We start from the raw sequence: 19,319 nt of genomic DNA, 5'->3' as shown, positions 1-19,319 counted from the left end.
GAGTCCTTGGGTTCAGTGGCGGTGTTGGCGGGTGACCCCGGCGTCGTAGTGGCTGACCACCTGCTGCCAGCCGGCGGCGATCAGGGCCTCCTGGCCCAGGTCGGCGGGTGGCGTGGCGGTACCGTCGCGGCGTAGCCAGACATCGGGGTGGCTGTCGCCGTCAGGCGGCAGGACCAGCAGGAAGCTGCCGGCCACCTGGGCATCCTGGCTGCGGCCGAGGTAGGCGCCGGCGTCGAGCCACTGCCATTGGTGGTTGCCACGGCTCGCGCTACTGGCGTCGGCGACGAAGGGCGGCAGGCCATCCTCGGCCAGTGCCTCGACCTGTGGCGCTTGGCTTTGCTCTTCGCGCAGCGCCTGGATTTCGTCGAAGGCGACCCACAGGTCGGTATAGATGCCCTGTTCCGCGGCATTGAGGTCGCGGCGCACATCGAGCTGGTGGCTGGCCACGGCCTGCTCGTCCTGGCGCTCGCCCCGCAACCCCACCACCGTGGCGGCGAGCACCACGATCAGCACGGCGGCCAACAGCACGTACAGGGTTTCATGCCCGGCGCCTGCCGGGCGCACCAACTGGGCGCGACTCATGGTTCACCGATATCGGCGTAGTCCACTTCCACCACGTGGCCGGGCCCAGCATCGAACAGCACGTAGAACTCGCCGTCGGGGCGCTTGAAGGTCAGGGTCGAGTCATCGCCGAGCTTGCCGCCGACCAGCACCTGTTCGTCGTAGCCGATCACGTCGAGGGTCACCCCCGGTGCGCCGCTGCCATCGGAGAAGCCGCCGGTGCACTTGATCTGGTCGCCGTCGACTGGCTCGCACTCGCACATGGGGTTGTGGGCCAGGGCGGGCGTGGCGGCCAGCATCAGCAGGGGCAGGGCGAGCCTGCGCATCAGGTGTTTCATTTCTTGCCTCCTTGTTTCTCGAGCCAGGCCACGGTGGCTGGCGACGCCTTGGCCAGCGGGACCGAGGCCTGGTGCATGCTGCCGTCCCAGCCTTCGATGGTGATCCAGATGTCGGCGTCGGGGTGGGTGCGCGGCGGGACCGGCAGCGAGGTACCCATGCGGTATGGCGCGCCGAAGAACAACGTGCCGGCGGCGCGCAGGCTGCGGGGCTTGCCGATGCGCAGGTAGACGGCCTTGGCGCCGTCGATGCAGGTCTTGCACAGTGCGGCGTTGAAGCTCTTGAAATAGCCCGCCGGGCCATTGGGCTGTGGTGGCTGGTCGCGTAGCTCGGCCAGGTCCAGGCTGTACGGGCCGACCTGGATGCCGCTGACCTGATTCACGCCCAACCCTGCCTCGCCGCGAAACAGCTTGGCGTCGGCGAAATACTTGGGCATGAAGCCCAGGGGAATGAGGATCAGCAGGATGTTCAGGTGGAAGCGCCACTTCAGCCAGAGCTGCTTCAGGGGGCTGGCGGGCAGGGTCTGTGCCTGGCTCATGGCTGGATCTCCACGGTGGTTTCGCTATGTGCCTTGCGTGGCCGGGCCTCGCGCTCGCCGCGCTTGAGGGCGGCGGCGGTGGCCTGGGCGGTGCGCTTGGTCCAGATCAGCAGGCCGCTGAACACCATCAGGGTCAGGATCAGGCCGAAGAACGCCCAGATAAGCTTGATCGGCAAACCGCCGAAGTCGCCGGTGTGCAGCGGGCGCATGGACTCGGTGACGAACTCCAGGGTCGAGCGGTCCGAGAGCAGGAACTGGCTGTCGACGTTACGGGTATAGGGGTTGACCTCGGCGGTCTGGAACATCAGCGGGTACCAGCCGCGCCCACCCATGCTGATGTGGCTGTAGGCGGTGCCTGGCAAGGAGATGAAGGTGATGTCCAGGCCGGGGATCGCCGTGGTGGCGATGCGCTGGGCCTCGTTCAGGTCGATGCGAGGGGCAGGGCTGCCGTCCTCGGTGCGGGGTACGTCCTCGCGGGCGATCACTGGCACCACGGGTTCGGTGGAGATCGTGATGTGGTTGTCGGCGAGGATCGCCTGGATCAGGAACCAGGTGCCGGTGATGGAGATCACCGCGATGAACCAGATCGACCAGACACCGGCCAGGCGGTGCAGGTCGCCCCAGAAGATCCGCGGCCCATGGCTACGCCGCGGCAGCTTGAAGAAGCCTTTCCAGAACTTCTTGTAGACCACCAGGCCGGTGACCAGCGAGGCCAGCATCGGCAGGCCCAGCAGCGAGACCAGGTACCAGCCCCAACTGTAGCCGTTGGTGAACGGCACCAGCCACCAGCCGTGCAGGGCGCGGGTGAAGGCTTCGAAGTTGAAGTCCGGCATCTTGCCCTGGATCGCGCCGGTATAGGGGTTGACGTAGAGCGTCCGTGACGTGCCGTCGGCGAGGGTGGCGCTGGCGGTCAGTGCGAAGTGCGAACCATCCGGCTGGCTCAGGGAGCGCACCACCATGTCCGGCTCGGCCTTGTGCATGGCGTCGAGCACCTGTTGGAAGCTCAGGCGCTCGGCATCGTCGTTGGGCTTGGTCGCACGCACGTCGGGGTTCGCCAGCCAGACGATCTCCTGGCTGACCACGGCCAGCATGCCGGTGAAACAGACGATCAGGACGAAGAACCAGATCGGTAGGGCGAGCCAGCTGTGGACGAGAAACCACAGCTTGGACTTGGATTTTTTCGTTTGTCGGGCCATCGGTCGGTCTTCTGAAAAATGAGGGTCGAGTCACGGCTCAACCTGGAGGCTGCATTTAATAAGACGAATGAGAATCGAAATCCTGCCACTGTAAATGAAAGCAAATATTTCAGCGATGGCCATTAGGGGCTTTCGGGCCTGCCTGGGCCCTGGTTTTTGCAGATTGTATCTGGGAGGGGTTGCCAACTGGGCATCAGCGGGCGGCACAGCGCCAGGAGGGGGCGCTGTGCATGGGGGAGGGCGCTTCAAGTTGAACAACATTGGGGCTGCGTTGCAGCCCCTGATATTCAGGCGCGGGTAAGCGCTACGACGTCATGTGCCCCCGTGGCTTGTTTGCTCAGGTGCTTGTACAGCGACTGACCGATTTCAGCGGCGCGTACCGGCAGCACAGACAGCAAGGTATCGCTCAGGCCATGGGATGCTTCGCAGAAGCCTTGTAGGTAGACACTGGCGCCGAACTCCGGGCTGGCCAGGGCGCGATAGTCGCGGTCCACGTCGAAGTCCTTCAGGTGCTGCTGCAGGGGGGCGAGCAGTTCGCGGTGGGAGCGGCGCTCGTAGCCGGTGGCGAGGATGACCGCGTCGTAGCGATGGGTCTGGCGTACGTTGGTGGCCAGGTCGCGCAGGGTCAGTTCGATACCTTCGGCGGTGTTCACCACATCTTCGATAGTGCGACGGCAAAGTACGGCATGACGGTGATTGTGGGCGACCTTCTGGCGATAGAGAATGCCGTAGATGCGTTCGAGCAGGTCGACATCGACCACCGAGTAGTTGGTGTTGTGGTACTCGGCGATGAGTTTTTCGCGCTCGGCGTGGGGCTGGTTGAACACCAGGTCGGTGTACTCGGGGGCGAAGATCTCGTTGACGAACGGGCTGTCGTCGGCCGGCTTGAGCGCCGAGGCGCGCAGGATCATGTCGACCTTGACCGATGGATAACTGTCGTTGAGGTCGATGAAGGCCTCGGCGGCGCTCTGGCCGGAGCCGACCACGGCGATGCGCATCGGCTTGCCCTCGGTGCAAGGCAGTTGCTGCAGGGCGCTCAGGTACTGGGAGTGGTGGAAGATACGAGGGTCGCCCTTGAAGGCGCGGAAGGCCTCGGGGATCTTCGGCGTGCCGCCACTGCCGACCACCACCGAACGTGCACGGCGCAGGTGTTCGCGACCCTGCTGGTCGCGAGATACCAGGCGCAGGTGATCGACGCGACCGTCGCGCAGTTCCGGTTCGATGCGCAGCACCTCTTCGCCATACACCGCCTGGGTGGCGAAATGCTCGGCGGCCCAGCGCAGGTAGTCGTTGTATTCCAGTCGGCAGGGGTAGAACGTACCGAGGTTGATGAAGTCGGCCAGGCGTTGTTTCTGGTGCAGGTAGTTGACGAAGCTGTATGGGCTGGTGGGGTTGCGCAGCGAGACCAGGTCCTTGAGGAAGGAAATCTGCAATTCGCTCTGGGTGGCCAGGGTGTTGCCGTGCCAGCGGTAGTCGCTCTGCTTGTCGATGAACAGGGCATCGAGGGCATGGCCGTTGGTTTCGGCGAGCTCTTCCAAGGCAATGGCCAGGGCCAGGTTGGAAGGGCCGAAGCCGACGCCGATAAGGTCGTGGATTTTTTCGGGGGAAGAGGTCTGGCTCATGGAGGCGTTCCTTGGATAGTCGTGTAGAGGCGCCGCGCAAGGCGCTCCGAGTCCTGCGCAAGTACACCGATTAGGACGAGCCGGAGGGTGGAGAATTTACCTGGGGGGGCTTGCGGCGGTCACTCGACTCAAGAAATGTCCTGGATAGCCGATAGAAGCGGGGTACAAGGACTCAAGTGAGGACATGGGGAACATGGTAGGAATCACCGCAATCAACATCCCCGCGGCATCGCTGCCCAATGCTGGCGAGGTGAGCGAGGCCGGGCAGGGGCGCCAGCGCGAAGGGCGCTTGCAGGTCGATGTGTCCGGGCTTCGTGGTGGCGAGCGAGCGCAACAGGCGCAAAGTGCCGAGGACAGCAGCGAGCCGCCGCACATCAAGCAATTGCGCGAGATGATCAAGAAGCTGCAGAAGCAGTTGGCCGAGGAGCAGAAGCAACTGGCCGAGCTCATGCAGCGGGAGATGGACGAAACCAGCAAGCTGGCGGCGGTCAGCGCCAAGCAGGCCAGCATCGCCACTCTCAATGGCGAGATCCTGGCGGCTACCGCCCAGTTGCTCGAGGCTCTGAGCAAAGCCGGTGGCAGCAGTGCTGGCGGTATGGTCAGCACCCAGGCCTGAGAGGGCCTGGGGTGTCACCTTGGGCTGCAACGCAGCCCTGGCTGCGCAGTCAATCCGCTGCCAGCCGCGCGCGGTTCTGGCGTTCGGCCTTGTACTGCATCGCCACCGCCGGCGCCGGCTTGGCCGTGCCGGTTTCCAGCCATTGGCGCATGCGGCTGGCATCGGCGAAGTGGGTGTACTTGCCGAAGGCGTCGAGGATCACCATGGCCACCGGGCGGTTGTCCATCTTGGTCAGCAGCACCAGGCAGTGGCCGGCATCGTTGGTGAAGCCGGTCTTGGTCAGCGTGATGTCCCAGTCGCTCTTGTTCACCAGGTGGTCGGTATTGCGAAAGCCCAGGGTGTAGTTGGGCTTGCGGAAGGCCACGGTCTTCTCGCGGGTGGTGGACAGCTCGCTGAGCATCGGGTACTTGCGCGACGCCAGCAGCAGCTTGGCCAGGTCGCGGGCCGTGGAGACGTTCTGGGTCGACAGGCCCGTGGGCTCGACATAGCGGGTCTGCGTCATGCCCAGGCTGCGGGCCTTGGCGTTCATCGCCTTGATGAAGGCGCCATAACCGCCCGGGTAATGGTTGGCCAGGCTATTGGCTGCGCGGTTCTCCGACGACATCAGGGTGATCAGCAAGGTCTCGCGCCGGTTCAGTTGGCTGCCCAGCCGCACCCGCGAATAGACACCTTTCATCTGTGGGTTGTTGGCGATGGTCATGGTGAGCATTTCGTCCATCGGCTGCCTGGCGTCGAGCACCACCATCGCGGTCATCAGCTTGGTCACCGAGGCGATCGGCACCACGCGGTCGGCATGGCTGGCGTACAGCTCCTTGTGGGTGTTCAGGTCGATCAGCAGGGCGCTGCCAGAGGCCAGGTGCAGCTTGGCGGGGTCGCGTTGTACCTGGGTCGAGGGTTGTGCAGCAGCGGTCGACGGAGGGATGGCGGTTCCTGTGAGCAACAGCAGCAGGCTGAGAATGGACAGGGGAGTTTTCACGTTGAGGCTCACTAAAGGTTGGTATGTCGTTGGCTGTGCAAGGGTTTCCCCCAGAAACCGTGCATTCTGGAGTATGGTCGAAGTGCTGTCGATTGCTCGTTGATCGCAGGCGCCGAAATGAAAAAAGCTTCATGCTGGAACGTTTCTCCCCGGCGCCGTTCGTCGGCTCGCCAGGTCAAAAAAAGCCCGCCAGGGAAGGCGGGCAACAGAGGCATAGAGAGCAACGCACAACAAAATTCGTTCAGGCGAGCAAGCTTGTAGCCTGCAGTCGTTCGGCAAGGGCCTGGGCCGAAGCCCGCGATGCCAGCGGGCCGCTGACCGCCTCGCCATTGCGCACCAGGTACCAGCAAGCCAGCATTCCCTGTTCACGCAAGGGAGCCGGGACGGCGCTGCCGATGACGGACATGATCTGGATAGTGGCCATTGGGTATCTCCTGTGGAACTTGGCCCTACCTTACGGAGCCATCGGCGCGTTTTGAAATCAACTTCCTCGATAGTGATCATTGCTTTTATCAACGATCGCCAGCGCAGTGGGTGTCCCCATGATGACAGCGGTGACCGTCAAGCGAGTAGCGGGTGCAGGGTAAAGGTTGTGTAAGGATGGCAGGCACTCTCTGTTACGCTGCATGAACGATTCAGCGAGAAGGAACAGGCAATGGCCATCCCACCCAGCAGAGACACCGTCCTGTGCATTTCCCTGGCCGGGCGGCCCGGCACCTTCGGGGTACGCTTTCACAACCACCTCTACCAGCAGTTGGGCCTGGACTATTACTACAAGGCCATGACCACCCAGGACCTGCCGGCGGCGGTGGCGGGCATCCGGGCCCTGGGTATTCGCGGTTGTGGCGTGTCGATGCCCTACAAGGAAGCCTGCATGGCGCTGGTCGACGAGATCGACCCGTCGGCGGCGGCGATCGAATCGGTCAATACGCTGGTCAATAGCGACGGCCATCTGAAGGCGTACAACACCGACTACCTGGCGGTGCGCCAGTTGCTTGCACGGCATGAGGTCGATCCGGGTACCGCGTTTGCCTTGCGTGGCAGCGGCGGTATGGCCAAGGCGGTGGCCAGCGCGCTGCGGGACGCCGGGTTCCGGGAAGGGATCATCGTCGCCCGCAATGAGCAGGCCGGGCGGCAATTGGCGGATGTTTGCGGTTATCGCTGGCAGGCCGAGCTGGACGACCTGTGCCCGCCGATGTTGGTGAACGTCACGCCGATCGGCATGGCGGGCGGGCCCGAGGCGCAGCAGCTGGCGTTTCCGGAAACTGCCATCGCGGCGGCCGAACGGGTATTCGACGTGGTCGCGATGCCGGCGCGCACGCCGTTGATCGCCCGGGCCGAGGTGTTGGGCAAGCCGGTCATCACTGGGTTGGAGGTCATTGCCCTGCAGGCGCTGGAGCAGTTCGTGCTGTACACCGGGGTGCGTCCGACGCAGGCGCAGGTGGACGCCGCGGTGGTCCATGCCCGGGGGCAGGATTGACGGGGCCGCTGTGCGGCCCCCGGTTCACCAAGGCTCAGAAGGCCTTGCGATGGCCATCCAGCTGCTGGTCGACCAGCCACCGCCCATGGGCGAGCGCCGCATGCTGGGCATTTTCCAGGTCGCAGAGAAACGCCATCTTCAATGGCAGCGCGATGCGCCTGCTGGTGTGCCCTTCCGGGTCGGTGATCCGGCAGCCGGCGGCATAGGGCAGGGGGGAGTCCGGGTGAGCCATCACGCTGGCGGTGATGGTGTGGTCGCGGTATTCACAGTGAAGGGTTTGCATCGTCCTTACCTCGCTGTGGCTTGGAAGCGGTCATTTCCATATACCACAGCGAGGGGCCGGGAGTTCCCGGCCCGACGAGCGTACCGCGCAGGTTTCAGCCCTGGAGTTCGCCAGGCTGGATGATTTCCACCCAGTAGCCGTCCGGGTCCTTGATGAAGGCCAGGTGCTTCATGCGGCCATCGCTCAGGCGCTTCTGGAAGGGGACTTCCAGGGCTTCGAAGCGCTCGCAGGCTGCGCGCACGTCCGGCACCGAGATGCAGATGTGGCCGAAGCCGCGCGGATCGGTGTTGCCGTCGTGGTAGGCGAACTCGGGGTCGTTCTCGGTGCCGTGGTTGTGGGTCAGCTCGAGCACGCCAGGGATCGACTTCATCCATTGGTGGCGCTCGGCGTCGTCGGCCGGGATCCGGGCCGGGTCGACCAGAGCCAGGAAGTACAGGCTGAAGGCCGCTTCCGGGAAGTCGCGCTTGTCCACCAGGCTGAAGCCCAGGACACGTGTGTAGAAGTCCAGGGACTTCTCGATGTCCTTGACCCGCAGCATGGTGTGGTTGAAGACGAAGTTGGCGGTGGCGGCGTCCGGCTGGGCGGTGACGCCGGGCAGGGTTTGCAGGTCGTGCAGGCTCATGGGTACTCCAGGAACGGGGCTGGGCCGTGAGGCGCCAGCGGTAAAGACAGGTGCGTCATGATACGGCAGTCAGGTGGGCGCGCAAATGAAAACGCCCTGCACGAAGGCAGGGCGCTGGAATTAGAGGCCCGCATGTGCGGGCGCGTGATGGGGTCGCTAGTCCTTTAGCTGGTTCGATACTGGACCAGCCGCTGTGAAAAAAGTGTGAAGTGTGTGTTGATGTTTCATGAGCGCACCCAACTTTCCACGGTCTTGGCGCCGTACTGTTCTTTCCAGGCCTTCAAGCCACGATGGTTGCCGCCTTTGGTCTCGATCAGCTCGCCGGTGTGCGGGTTCTCGTAGACCTTCACCACCCGCGGGCGGCGTTGCTGTTTCGGCGGTGTGCCCGGGGCCTTGGCCGCCTGCTTCGGATCGAGGATGGCAATGATGTCGCGCAGGCTCTTGTCATAGCTCTTCATCAGGCCGAGTAGTTTCTGCTCGAATTCGATTTCGCGTTTCAGGCCGGCATCCTTTTTCATCGCTTCCAGTTGCGCCATCTGCTCCTGAAGCGCTTTTTCGGCAGCACGAAACTCTGCAAGTCTGGACACTGTCATCACTCCTGTAAGTCTGCCGTGGCATGACGTGACGAACATTGAAAAGCAATAAACGCCGGCCACGCGGTGGGGAAAAACTGTTCGCTGATAATGAGTGTAGTAGTCGTCGGCTAGTGGGTAAACCGCAAACTTTCAATTCATTATCCGGGAACTTTGCTAGTTTTTCGCGCGGTATTGGCCAAGGTGCGCGGCATGCCCTGCCAGGGTGTCTAGACCATGGTCCAATGGCCTGTCGTAGAGCGCCCGGGCGATCATAGCAGATGATGGCAGGGATCTTTTCCCGCAGTCTTGCAGTCCCGGGGGCAAACTGCGCTCCCGGTTGGTATTCGCCCTTCTTTTCGGATGTCCCCTCGCATGTTTGCCCCCTTTCCTCTGGCCCCTGGGCGCCGTGTTGCCGGCCTGTTCTTGCTGTGCGCCGCTATCGATGCCCAGGCCGCCGGTTTTCTTGAAGACAGCACGGCCAAAGTCGAAGCACGCACTGTCTATTTCAACCGGGATTTGCGTGATGGCCACAGCAGTTCCAGCCAGGGCGCATCGAAACGTGAAGAGTGGGCGCAGGGTTTCATCCTCGATGTTCGCTCCGGTTATACCCAGGGCCCACTGGGTTTCGGCGTGGATGCCCTGGGCATGGCCGGCTTCAAGCTCGACTCCAGCCCGGCAGACAGCAACAGTGGGCTGTTGCCCTCCAGTGGCCATGACCCGCGCCGTTCCGCCGACGAATACGCCAAGCTGGGCGTGGCCGGCAAGCTGAGGCTGTCGCGCACCGTGCTGCGTTATGGCTCGATGATGCCGGACATGCCGCTGCTCAAATACAACGATGGCCGCCTGCTGCCAACCCTGTTCCACGGTGCCATGCTGACTTCGCAGGAGGTGCGCGACCTGAAGCTCACCCTGGCACGCCTGGACAAGTACACCGCACGTGACTCCACCGACCGCCAGGACATTCGCGTCCACTGCAAGAACAAGCGCTACGCCTGCGGCATCGAGGCCGACCACTTCGACCTGGCCGGCCTCGACTACCGTTTCAATGACCGCCTCAGTGCCCAGTACCAGGTGGCGAAGCTGGAGAACATCTATCGCCAGCACTTCCTCGGCCTGGTGGCCAGCCAGCCGTTGACCCTGGGTAGCCTGGTCGCCGACCTGCGCCTGATCAAGAGCGACGACATCGGCAACGCCCGCGCCGGAGCGATCGACCACCGCGCCTTCAGTGGCATGCTCGGCTACAACCTGGGTGGCCACAAGGTCAGCGCCGGCTGGCAGCGCATGTACGGCGAGAGCGCGATGCCGTACCTCGACGGCAGCAATCCGTACCTGGTCAACTACGCCCAGGTCAACGACTTCGCCGCGGCCCAGGAGCGTTCCTGGCAACTGCGCTACGACTACGATTTCAAGGCTCTCGGCGTGCCGGGGCTGACCTTCTTCACCCGCTACATCAACGGCGACCATATCCGCGTGCCAGGCAGCACCGCCGAGGGCCGGGAGTGGGAACGCGACACCGAGCTCAAATACCAGGTGCAGGGTGGCACCTTCAAGGACCTCAGCGTGCGCCTGCGCAACTCCACCTACCGCAGCAACTACGCACAATGGGCGCGGGACATGGACGAGACGCGGATCATCGTTAGCTACAACTTCTCGATTTTGTAGGACGCTTTACCCGATGCGGGCGGACGGTCGACAATGGCCGCTGGTTTGCGGACGGGCGGGGCGATGAAACAACTCCTACTGATTGGCATCGGGCCAGGCGATCCTCGCCAGGTCACCTTCGAAGCGGTGGACGCGCTGCGGCGCGCCTCGGTGTTCTTCGTGCTGGACAAGGGCACCGACAAGGATGAGCTGGTGCGCCTGCGCAAGGCCATCCTCGAGCGCTACCGGCCGCAAGGTGGTTACCGCCTGGTGCAGGTCGAGGACCCGCGTCGCGATGGCCAAGCGCCGGACTATGTCGGTGCGGTGCAGGACTGGCACCAGCAACGTGCCGCCCTGTATGCCCGCCTGCTGGAGGACGAACTTGGCGTCGAGGATGTCGGCGCCTTCCTGCTGTGGGGCGAGCCGGGGCTGTACGACAGCACCCTGCGCATCCTCGACCTGGTCCGTGAACGGGGTGTGGCGCTGCGCCTGGAGGTGATTCCGGGGATCAGCAGCGTACAGGCCCTGGCGGCGCGTCACCAGATTCCCCTCAACCGTATCGGCGAGCCGCTCACCGTGCTGCCGGGCCGGCGCCTGGCCGGGCAGGCGCGTATCGACAACGTGGTGGTGATGCTCGACGGCCAGTGTGCCTTCGCCGAACTCGACGACCCGGGGCTGACGATCTACTGGGGCGCCTACCTGGGCAGCGCCGACGAGATACTCATCGCCGGGCCCCTGGTGGCGGTCAAGGCGCAGATCCTCGAGGCCCGCGAGCAGGCGCGGCGGCGCAAGGGCTGGATCATGGACACCTATCTGCTGCGGCGCTAGTGGCCTGCACGTCGGCCAGGCGGTTCTTCGCCTCGATCCATTGGGCCATGTACTGGGTGCTCTTGTGCTGGTGATGGCGCAGCATGGCGCCGGTGAAGTTGTACAGGCGCTGCTCGGCCAGGTGCGCCAGGCTGTGTTCGATCCGCTCGACCAGGGCCGGGCCGTGGCGACGCTGGTCGTAGCGCGCCTGGAGCAATGGCGCGCAGGCAGCTTGCGCCTGCTGCCAGGCTGCTTCGTCGCTGTACAGACGCACGGCGGCCTCGGCCAGCCCTTCGGCGGTGCTCGCCACCGCGCCGGGCCAGGGCAGTGGGCCATGCATGGCCTCGGCACCGATCGGCGTGGTCACGCTGGGTGTGCCGCAGAGCATGGCGTCGGTCAGCTTGCCCTTGATGCCGGCACCGAAGCGCAGCGGCGCGAGGCAGATGCGCGCGGCGCTCATCACCGCCTGGGCATCCTCGGCCCAGTCCTGCACATGGAAGCCTTCGCGCGGGTTGTGCAGGGCCGTGGCCTTGGGTGGGGTATAGGCACCGTACAGATGCAACTGGGCGTCGGGCAGGCGCCGGCGGATCATCGGCCAGAGGTTGTGCTTCATCCACAGCACCGCGTCCCAGTTCGGCGCATGGCGGAAATTACCGATGCTCAGGAAGTGCTGGCGTTCGGCGTACGGGCGCAGGCTCTGGGTGGCCGGGTCGAGCATCAGCGGGCACCAGTGCAGCAGGTAGTCCGGCACGCCGAAGCCGTTGACCAGCAGGTCGATCTCCACGTCGGAGATGATCAGCGACAGGTCGCTGCGGTAGATCGCCGCCAGTTCCCGCTGGGTCAGGTCGGCCGGCGCCATCTGGCGGAACAGGTCGGGGCCGCTGGTGTTGAACAGGGCGCGGAAATCGTTGGGGTCCAGGCCCTCCACCAAGCGCCGGCGCAGCAGCTGGTGGCGGGCCTCGCGCAGGCTCTGCAGGTCGGAGGTCTCCAGGACGCGCAGGGCCTGCGGGCAATGTTTCGCCACCCGCCAGCCGAACTGCTCCTCCATCATGAAACGGTCGAACAGCACGACGTCCGGGGCCAGGTCGACGACGAAGCGGTCGAAGCTTTCATCGTTGAGGGCGATGGCCTGTTCGGCGATACCCAGCGCGGCGAGGTCGGCCTTGTGCTCGCCGACGCTTGCCGGGCTGGCGAAGGTGATGCGCCAGCCGTGGGCCAGGAAGCTTTCGAGGATCTGCATCATGTGCCCGCCGGCGGCGGAGGAACGAGGCTCGGGCCAGACGTAGCCGATGACCAGGACGTGGAGCATGGGGGAGGGCCTTGGGGGTCAAAAGGTGCTATTTAATCATGAGTCGATGGGAATGGCCCTGTCCCCGCACCTCACGGCGTACCCAGTATCCCCACCACCTTTTCACGCAACTGCTCGATGCTGAACGGCTTGCCGATCAGGTGCATGCCCGGCGGCACCTCGACGCTTTCGGCATAGCCGCTGGCGAACAGCACCGGCAGTTGTGGCCTTGCCTGCCGCGCCCGGGCCGCCAGTTCCTCGCCGCGCATGTCTGGCAGGCCCACATCGGTCATCAGCAGGGCCAGGGGCTGCCCGGGATCCTCGAGGATCTCCAGCGCGGCAGTGGCGCTCGCTGCTTCGATGGCCGTATAGCCCAACTCGTCGAGCACTTCGACCATCAGCATGCGTACGATGTCGTCGTCTTCGACTACCAGAAGTTGCATGATCCGGGGTCCTGTTCAGGGAAAAGGGGATTTCTACTCAGTGCCTGCGGCGCTGGCAGAAGTTCCCCCAGCATAACGATCGGCACCTTTCCAGGGAACGATTGGCGCAGGGTACCTTCAAATACTGGCTAAGTGCCCTGTCAGACCTGGCAAAGCTGGTTAGACTCGCTATGAAGCCAGTGGGCGCAGCGGCAGGACCTGCCCACCAGGCCCTTCAACGGACTTTTTTCGCTCAGGCGTTTTCAGATGATTCAAGCAGCCTCGATGGATCAGCAAAGCTTTCGCAAGCTGTTGAGCCGCAACATCGGTCTCCCCCTGGGGGTGGGCCTGCTGGGCGCCGTGGCCTTCGTCGCGGTGATCAACTACCTGCTCTCGGCCATGCAGTGGGTCGAGCATACCGATCAGGTGATCGGCAATGCCAACGAGACGGTCAAGCTTTCGATCGACATGGAAACCGGCATGCGCGGTTTCCTGATCACCGGCGACGAGCGCTTCCTCGACCCGTACGAGGTGGCCAAGCCACGCATCTTCAGCAGCCTGCAGAGCCTGCGCGCCATGGTGGCGGACAACCCGCAGCAGGTCGAGCGCATCGACCGGCTGATCGCCTTGCAGCGCGCCTGGAACGACTTCGGCGGCGCCATGATCGCCCTGCGCCGCAACCAGGGCGACTACCAGAGCAGCATTGGCAACGGCCAGGGCAAGCGCCTGACCGACGAGATCCGCAAGGAGTTCGACGATCTCATCGCCAGCGAGCAGCAACTGCGCATGACGCGCAATGCGACGGTCAACACCGTCACGATGACGGCCATCAGCGTCTTCGTGGCGTTGATCGTCGCCCTGACCGGGCTGCTGGCGTACTTGGGCCGGCGTGACCTGCTGGCGCTGTCCGACAGCTATGTCGACAACCTGCAGGCCCAGCAGCGCGCGGCCGAGCGGCTGGAGCAACAGGCCTGGCTGCGCAACGGCCAGACCCAGTTGGCCGAGCAGGTGCTGGGCCAGTTGACCCTGCCCATGCTCGGCGACAATGTCTTGCGTTTCTTCGCCAGCTACCTGGGCAGCGTAGTAGGGGCCTTCTACATACGCGACGAGCAGGGGCATCTGGTTCGGGTAGCCAGCTATGGGCTGGATGCCGAGGAACAGGCCCGCGAGCAACGGCTCGGCAGCCAGGAAGGGCTGCTGGCCCAGGCGGTTCGCCAGTCGCGCCTGCTGCGCCTGGACGATCTGCCGCAAGACTACTACCGCCTGAGCTCCGGCCTGGGCAGCGGCCTGCCACGCAGTGCCTTGCTGATGCCGCTCAGCGATGACGGCCAGGTCAATGGCGTCATCGAGCTGGGCTTCTTGCGGCCGTTGCACGAACGCGACGGCGAGCTGTTGCAGCAGGTCGGCGGCAACTTGGGCATTTCCATCGAAACCGCCCGCTACCGCCAGCGTCTGCAGGAGGTGCTGGCCGAGACCCAGCAGCTCAACGAAGAGCTGCAGGTCCAGCAGGAAGAGCTCAAGACCGCCAACGAGGAACTGGAAGAACAGTCGCGGGTGCTCAAGGAGTCCCAGGCCCATCTGGAGACCCAGCAGGCAGAGCTCGAGCAGACCAACGAGCAGTTGGCCGAGCGCACCGAGGCCCTGGACCGCAAGAACAGCGAGCTGAACCAAGCCCAGCTGGAATTGCAGGCTCGCGCCGAGGACCTGCAGCGCTCGAACAGGTACAAGTCCGAGTTCCTCGCCAACATGTCCCACGAGTTGCGCACGCCGCTCAACAGCTCGCTGATCCTGGCCAAGCTGCTGGCCGAGAACGCCGAAGGCAACCTCAGCGAGGAACAGGTCAAGTTCGCCGAGTCGATCTACTCGGCCGGTAACGACCTGCTCAACCTGATCAACGACATCCTGGACATCGCCAAGGTCGAGGCCGGCAAGCTCGAGGTACGTCCGGAGCCCACCCAGCTCGAACGCCTGGTAGAAGGGTTGCAGGCCATGTTCCAGCCCCTGGCCCAGGACAAGGGCCTGGCCTTCAAGGTGCAGGTCGAGCCGCAGGTGCCGGCGACCTTGTTCACCGACCGCCAGCGCCTGGAGCAGATTCTCAAGAACCTGTTGTCCAACGCCATCAAGTTCACCGAGCACGGCCAGGTCAGCCTGGACATCAGCCAGCAGGCCGGGCAGGGCATCGTCTTCACCGTGCGCGACAGTGGCATCGGCATCGCCGCCGACCAGCAGCAGGCGATCTTCGGCGCCTTTCACCAGGTCGACGGCACCAGCAACCGCCGCTATGGCGGCACCGGCCTGGGCCTGTCGATCTCCCGCGACCTTGCCCACCTGCTCGGCGGACACATCAGCGTCGACAGCAGCCCTGGCCAGGGCAGCGTGTTCAGCCTGGTCCTGCCGGCGCGTTACGAGGCACCGGAGGAACAGGACCACGCGCACAGCCCGCGACCTGACGCCGATGAACCGCCGGCACCGCTGACGATGCCGGTGCCCGTGCCCGTCCAGGCGCCACGCCAGGCCCCGGCATTCGCCGACGACCGCGAGCGAGCGCCGTTCACCCGGCGCTGCATCCTGGTAGTCGAGGACGAGCCGAACTTCGCCCGTATCCTTTTCGACCTGGCCCACGAGCTGGGCTACGACTGCCTGGTGGCCCAGGCCGCCGACGAAGGCTTCGCCCTGGCCGTGCAATACACGCCGGACGCCATCCTGCTCGACATGCGCCTGCCCGACCACTCCGGGCTCACCGTGCTGCAGCGCCTCAAGGAGCAGGCCTCGACCCGCCACATCCCGGTGCACATCCTCTCGGTGGAGGACCGCGTCGAGGCGGCCATGCACATGGGCGCGGTGGGCTATGCGGTCAAGCCCACCAGCCGCGAGGAGCTCAAGGACGTGTTCGCCCGCCTGGAAGCCAAGCTCACCCAGAAGCTCAAGCACATCCTGCTGGTGGAGGACGATGACCTGCAGCGCGAGAGCATCGCTCGGCTGATCGGCGACGACGACATCGAGATCACTGCCGTGGCCCTGGCCCAGGACGCCCTGGCGCTGTTGCGCGAGCACGTCTACGACTGCATGATCATCGACCTGAAGCTGCCGGACATGCTCGGCAACGAGCTGCTCAAGCGCATGACCTGCGAGCAGATCCGCGCCTTCCCGCCGGTGATCGTCTACACCGGGCGCAACCTCACCCGCGAGGAAGAGGCCGATCTGCTCAAGTACTCGCGCTCGATCATCATCAAGGGCGCGCGCTCGCCGGAGCGCCTGCTCGACGAGGTCACCCTGTTCCTGCACAAGGTCGAGTCGCAGCTGTCCCACGAGCGCCAACGCATGCTCAAGACCGCGCGCAGCCGCGACAAGGTCTTCGAAGGGCGCAGGATCCTGCTGGTGGACGACGATGTGCGCAACATCTTCGCCCTGACCAGCGCCTTGGAGCACAAGGGCGCCATCGTCGAGATCGGCCGCAACGGGCGCGAGGCCATCGAGCGCCTGGAGCTGCACGAGGACATCGACCTGGTGCTGATGGACGTGATGATGCCGGAGATGGACGGCTACGAGGCGACCCGGCTGATCCGCCAACAGCCCCGCTGGCGCAAGCTGCCGATCATCGCCGTGACCGCCAAGGCGATGAAGGATGACCAGCAGCGTTGCCTGCAGGCCGGTGCCAACGACTACCTGGCCAAGCCGATCGACCTGGACCGGCTGTTTTCCCTGATCCGTGTCTGGCTGCCGCAACTGGAGCGAATTTGACTAGCGAACGTAACACCGATATCGAGATCCGGCTGCTGATCGAGGCGATCTACCTCAAGTACAGCTACGATTTCCGCGATTATTCCGGCGCTTCGATCAAGCGCCGGATCCTGCATGCCTTGCGCCAGTTCGACTGCCGTACGGTGTCGGCGCTGCAGGAGCGGGTGCTGCACGACCCGGGCATGTTCATGCAGCTGCTGCAGTACCTGACGATCCCGGTCAGCGAGATGTTCCGCGACCCGGGGCACTTCCTCGCGCTGCGCAACGAGGTGGTGCCGCTGCTGCGCACCTGGCCGTCGCTCAAGGTATGGATCGCCGGTTGCAGCACGGGCGAGGAAGTCTATTCGATGGCCATCCTGCTGCACGAGGAAGGCCTGCTCGAGCGCACCATCATCTATGCCACCGACATCAACCCGCACTCGCTGGAAAAAGCCAAGCAAGGCATCTACTCGCTGCAGGACCTGCACAAGTATGCCGAGAACTACCGCAAGGCCGGTGGGCGTCGCGACTTCTCCGAGTACTACACCGCCGCCTATGGCAACGGGATCATGGACGCCAGCCTGCGCGACAACGTGACCTTCGCCGACCACAGCCTGGCCACCGACAGCGTGTTCTCCGAGACCCAGCTGGTGTCTTGCCGCAACGTGCTGATCTATTTCAACAAGGACCTGCAGGACCGCGCCCTGGGCCTGTTCCACGAGTCGTTGTGCCACCGCGGCTTCCTGGTCCTGGGCAGCAAGGAGTCGGTGGACTTTTCCGCCTACGGCGAGCGTTTCGAGGCGCTGGTACGGCCCGAACGGATCTACCGCAAATCATGAACGGTGTAGAGGCGGTGGTCATCGGCGCTTCGGCCGGCGGTGTCGCGGCGCTGTTCAAGGTGCTCGGTGCCTTGCCGCCGGGGTTCGGCATCCCGGTGCTGTGCGTGTTGCACCTGCCTGACGACCGCCACAGCCAGCTGGCCGAGGTGCTGCAGCGGCGCCTGCACCGGCCAGTGCGCGAGGCCCGTGACAAGGAGCGCATCGCGCCGGGGCTGATCTACGTGGCCGGGCCTGGCTACCACCTGTCGGTGGAGCGTGACCTGACCCTGTCGCTGAGCCAGGAAGAGCCGGTGCATTTCTCCCGCCCGGCGATCGACTTCCTGTTCCAGTCGGCGGCCGATGCCTATGGCCCCGGTTTGCTTGGCGTGCTGCTCACCGGTGCCAACGAAGACGGTGCCCAGGGGCTTGCCTGCATCAAGAACAGCGGGGGCCGGACCGTGGTCCAGGACCCCCGCGACGCACAGGTCGCGCTGATGCCGGAGGCCGCACTGGCCCTGCATCGGCCCGACCATATCCTTTCCCTGAACGGTATCGGGCAACTGCTCGCGACCCTGGAACCCTGCGCATGCTAAGCCATATCATCGCCAAACTGCTGATCGTCGACGACCTGCCGGAAAACCTGCTGGCCCTCGACGCCCTGATCCAGGGTGCGGATCGCGAAGTGCACAGGGCCCAGTCCGCCGAGCAGGCATTGTCGCTGATGCTCGAGCATGAGTTCGCGCTGGCCATCCTCGATGTGCAGATGCCGGGCATGAACGGCTTCGAGCTGGCCGAGCTGATGCGCGGTATCGAGAAGACCAAGAGCATCCCGATCGTCTTCGTCAGCGCCGCCGGGCGGGAGATGAACTATGCCTTCAAGGGCTACGAGAGCGGCGCGGTGGACTTCCTGCACAAGCCTCTCGATACCCTGGCGGTGAAGAGCAAGGTCTCGGTGTTCGTCGACCTGTACCGCCAGCGCAAGGCCCTCAATCGCCAACTGGAAGCCCTCGAGCACAGCCGCCAGGAGCAGGAGCAGTTGTTGGCCCAGCTGCAGGTGGCGCGCAGCGAGCTGGAGCATGCGGTGCGCATGCGCGACGACTTCATGTCGATCGTCTCGCACGAGGTGCGCACGCCGCTCAATGGCCTGATCCTCGAGACCCAGCTGCGCAAGATGCACCTGGCCAGGGGCAACCTCGCGGCCTTCACCGAAGACCGCTTGCGCGCCATGGTCGAGCGTGACGAACGGCAGATCAACAGCCTGATCCGGCTGATCGAGGACATGCTCGATGTGTCGCGGATACGCACCGGCAAGTTGTCGATCCGCACCCAGCCGTTCGATCTCGGCCACCTGGTACGGGGGTTGGTCGAGAACTTCGCGGCCCAGGCCACCGCCCTCGACACCCACATCGAACTGGAGCGCTGCGAGGCATTGCCGGGGGAGTGGGATGAGTTCCGCATCGAGCAGGTGGTGGCCAACCTGTTGTCCAATGCCCTGCGTTATGGCGAGCGGCGGCCGGTACGGGTGCGGGTGTTCGAGGCGCACGGCATGGCCTGTGTGCAGGTTCAGGACCAGGGCATCGGCATCAGCGCTGCTAACCAGCAACGGATCTTCCAGCAGTTCGAGCGGGTCGCTGCGCAGCAGGCCAGTGGCGGCCTGGGGCTTGGCCTGTACATCTGCGAGCAGATTGTCCAGGCTCACGGCGGGCGTATCCAGGTCGACAGTGAGGAGGGCAAGGGGGCGACCTTCAGCCTGTACCTGCCGCTGGCGACGGCACGGCGAGAAAGCGACCAGGCGCAGGCAACCTCTGCGTGAGCCTG

Annotated in this window: 20 protein-coding genes; 8 read left to right on the top strand and 12 right to left on the bottom strand. The window is 64.6% G+C overall.

Annotated elements, in window-relative coordinates:
• Positions 1 to 12: 12 nt before the first annotated feature.
• From ACDI39_RS05985 to ACDI39_RS05965, 5 genes are all read right to left on the bottom strand, one after another.
• Positions 13 to 582: a DUF6162 family protein gene (locus ACDI39_RS05985; RefSeq protein ID WP_225790336.1), complete on the bottom strand. Its 570-nt coding sequence runs from the start codon at positions 580 to 582 to the stop codon at positions 13 to 15.
• Positions 579 to 899, bottom strand: coding sequence for a hypothetical protein (locus ACDI39_RS05980; RefSeq protein WP_225790337.1), 321 nt, complete (start codon positions 897 to 899; stop codon positions 579 to 581). Before ACDI39_RS05980 ends, ACDI39_RS05985 begins: the two co-directional genes overlap by 4 nt.
• Positions 896 to 1,435: a thiamine pyrophosphate-binding protein gene (locus ACDI39_RS05975; RefSeq protein WP_253091326.1), complete on the bottom strand. Its 540-nt coding sequence runs from the start codon at positions 1,433 to 1,435 to the stop codon at positions 896 to 898. Before ACDI39_RS05975 ends, ACDI39_RS05980 begins: the two co-directional genes overlap by 4 nt.
• Complete coding sequence (locus ACDI39_RS05970) at positions 1,432 to 2,631, bottom strand: PepSY-associated TM helix domain-containing protein (RefSeq protein WP_225790339.1); 1,200 nt, start codon at positions 2,629 to 2,631, stop codon at positions 1,432 to 1,434. The genes ACDI39_RS05975 and ACDI39_RS05970 overlap by 4 nt, the downstream gene beginning before the upstream one ends.
• Before the next feature lie 287 nt (positions 2,632 to 2,918).
• Complete coding sequence (locus ACDI39_RS05965) at positions 2,919 to 4,253, bottom strand: lysine N(6)-hydroxylase/L-ornithine N(5)-oxygenase family protein (protein WP_225790340.1); 1,335 nt, start codon at positions 4,251 to 4,253, stop codon at positions 2,919 to 2,921.
• 193 nt (positions 4,254 to 4,446) lie between these two features.
• Between ACDI39_RS05965 and ACDI39_RS05960 the strand changes: the two genes are divergently transcribed.
• Positions 4,447 to 4,869 carry a hypothetical protein gene (locus ACDI39_RS05960; RefSeq protein ID WP_225790341.1) on the top strand — a complete coding sequence of 141 codons (423 nt, stop codon included), beginning with the start codon at positions 4,447 to 4,449 and terminating at the stop codon, positions 4,867 to 4,869.
• A 49-nt stretch (positions 4,870 to 4,918) separates the two neighbouring features.
• On the opposite strand, the gene pbpG is transcribed toward ACDI39_RS05960, so the two are convergent.
• Positions 4,919 to 5,845, bottom strand: coding sequence for a D-alanyl-D-alanine endopeptidase (gene pbpG / locus ACDI39_RS05955; protein WP_225790342.1), 927 nt, complete (start codon positions 5,843 to 5,845; stop codon positions 4,919 to 4,921).
• Between the two features lie 241 nt (positions 5,846 to 6,086).
• Positions 6,087 to 6,269 carry a hypothetical protein gene (locus ACDI39_RS05950; RefSeq protein ID WP_225790343.1) on the bottom strand — a complete coding sequence of 61 codons (183 nt, stop codon included), beginning with the start codon at positions 6,267 to 6,269 and terminating at the stop codon, positions 6,087 to 6,089.
• Between the two features lie 231 nt (positions 6,270 to 6,500).
• Between ACDI39_RS05950 and ACDI39_RS05945 the strand changes: the two genes are divergently transcribed.
• Positions 6,501 to 7,325 carry a shikimate 5-dehydrogenase gene (locus tag ACDI39_RS05945; protein WP_225790344.1) on the top strand — a complete coding sequence of 275 codons (825 nt, stop codon included), beginning with the start codon at positions 6,501 to 6,503 and terminating at the stop codon, positions 7,323 to 7,325.
• Between the two features lie 34 nt (positions 7,326 to 7,359).
• Here the strand turns inward: ACDI39_RS05945 and ACDI39_RS05940 are convergent, their stop codons facing one another.
• From ACDI39_RS05940 to ACDI39_RS05930, 3 genes are all read right to left on the bottom strand, one after another.
• Entirely contained in the window at positions 7,360 to 7,608 is a 249-nt protein-coding gene (locus ACDI39_RS05940; protein WP_225790345.1) for a hypothetical protein, read from the bottom strand.
• A 94-nt stretch (positions 7,609 to 7,702) separates the two neighbouring features.
• Positions 7,703 to 8,230: a lactoylglutathione lyase gene (gene gloA / locus ACDI39_RS05935; RefSeq protein WP_225790346.1), complete on the bottom strand. Its 528-nt coding sequence runs from the start codon at positions 8,228 to 8,230 to the stop codon at positions 7,703 to 7,705.
• A 224-nt stretch (positions 8,231 to 8,454) separates the two neighbouring features.
• Complete coding sequence (locus ACDI39_RS05930; RefSeq protein WP_225790363.1) at positions 8,455 to 8,817, bottom strand: histone-like nucleoid-structuring protein, MvaT/MvaU family; 363 nt, start codon at positions 8,815 to 8,817, stop codon at positions 8,455 to 8,457.
• A 360-nt stretch (positions 8,818 to 9,177) separates the two neighbouring features.
• Here ACDI39_RS05930 and ACDI39_RS05925 point away from each other — a divergent pair, with 360 nt between their 5' ends.
• Both ACDI39_RS05925 and cobF read left to right on the top strand, forming a co-directional pair.
• A complete protein-coding gene (locus tag ACDI39_RS05925; RefSeq protein ID WP_225790347.1) occupies positions 9,178 to 10,467 on the top strand; it encodes an OprD family porin in 1,290 nt (429 codons plus the stop codon).
• Positions 10,468 to 10,530: 63 nt separating this feature from the next.
• Complete coding sequence (gene cobF / locus ACDI39_RS05920; RefSeq protein WP_225790348.1) at positions 10,531 to 11,274, top strand: precorrin-6A synthase (deacetylating); 744 nt, start codon at positions 10,531 to 10,533, stop codon at positions 11,272 to 11,274.
• On the opposite strand, the gene ACDI39_RS05915 is transcribed toward cobF, so the two are convergent.
• Positions 11,246 to 12,562: a glycosyltransferase gene (locus tag ACDI39_RS05915; protein ID WP_486538010.1), complete on the bottom strand. Its 1,317-nt coding sequence runs from the start codon at positions 12,560 to 12,562 to the stop codon at positions 11,246 to 11,248. The two genes, cobF and ACDI39_RS05915, sit on opposite strands and share 29 nt — an antisense overlap.
• A gap of 71 nt (positions 12,563 to 12,633) precedes the next feature.
• A complete protein-coding gene (locus ACDI39_RS05910) occupies positions 12,634 to 12,984 on the bottom strand; it encodes a response regulator (protein WP_225790350.1) in 351 nt (116 codons plus the stop codon).
• 246 nt (positions 12,985 to 13,230) lie between these two features.
• Between ACDI39_RS05910 and ACDI39_RS05905 the strand changes: the two genes are divergently transcribed.
• Genes ACDI39_RS05905 through ACDI39_RS05890 form a run of 4 tightly spaced genes read left to right on the top strand, consistent with a single transcriptional unit; the run spans position 13,231 to position 19,314 of the window.
• A complete protein-coding gene (locus ACDI39_RS05905; RefSeq protein ID WP_225790351.1) occupies positions 13,231 to 16,704 on the top strand; it encodes a response regulator in 3,474 nt (1,157 codons plus the stop codon).
• The gene (locus tag ACDI39_RS05900; RefSeq protein WP_225790352.1) at positions 16,701 to 17,522 is read left to right on the top strand and encodes a CheR family methyltransferase; all 822 of its coding nucleotides are present in this window, start codon (positions 16,701 to 16,703) and stop codon (positions 17,520 to 17,522) included. Before ACDI39_RS05905 ends, ACDI39_RS05900 begins: the two co-directional genes overlap by 4 nt.
• Entirely contained in the window at positions 17,519 to 18,094 is a 576-nt protein-coding gene (locus ACDI39_RS05895) for a chemotaxis protein CheB (RefSeq protein WP_225790353.1), read from the top strand. The genes ACDI39_RS05900 and ACDI39_RS05895 overlap by 4 nt, the downstream gene beginning before the upstream one ends.
• Entirely contained in the window at positions 18,088 to 19,314 is a 1,227-nt protein-coding gene (locus ACDI39_RS05890; RefSeq protein ID WP_225790354.1) for a hybrid sensor histidine kinase/response regulator, read from the top strand. Before ACDI39_RS05895 ends, ACDI39_RS05890 begins: the two co-directional genes overlap by 7 nt.
• Positions 19,315 to 19,319: the final 5 nt, after the last annotated feature.

It is taken from the genome of Pseudomonas sp. Tun-23181 (assembly GCF_057415455.1).
The sequence above is the reverse complement of the archived record's forward strand: the minus strand, read 5'-3'. Positions and strand labels throughout refer to the sequence as shown.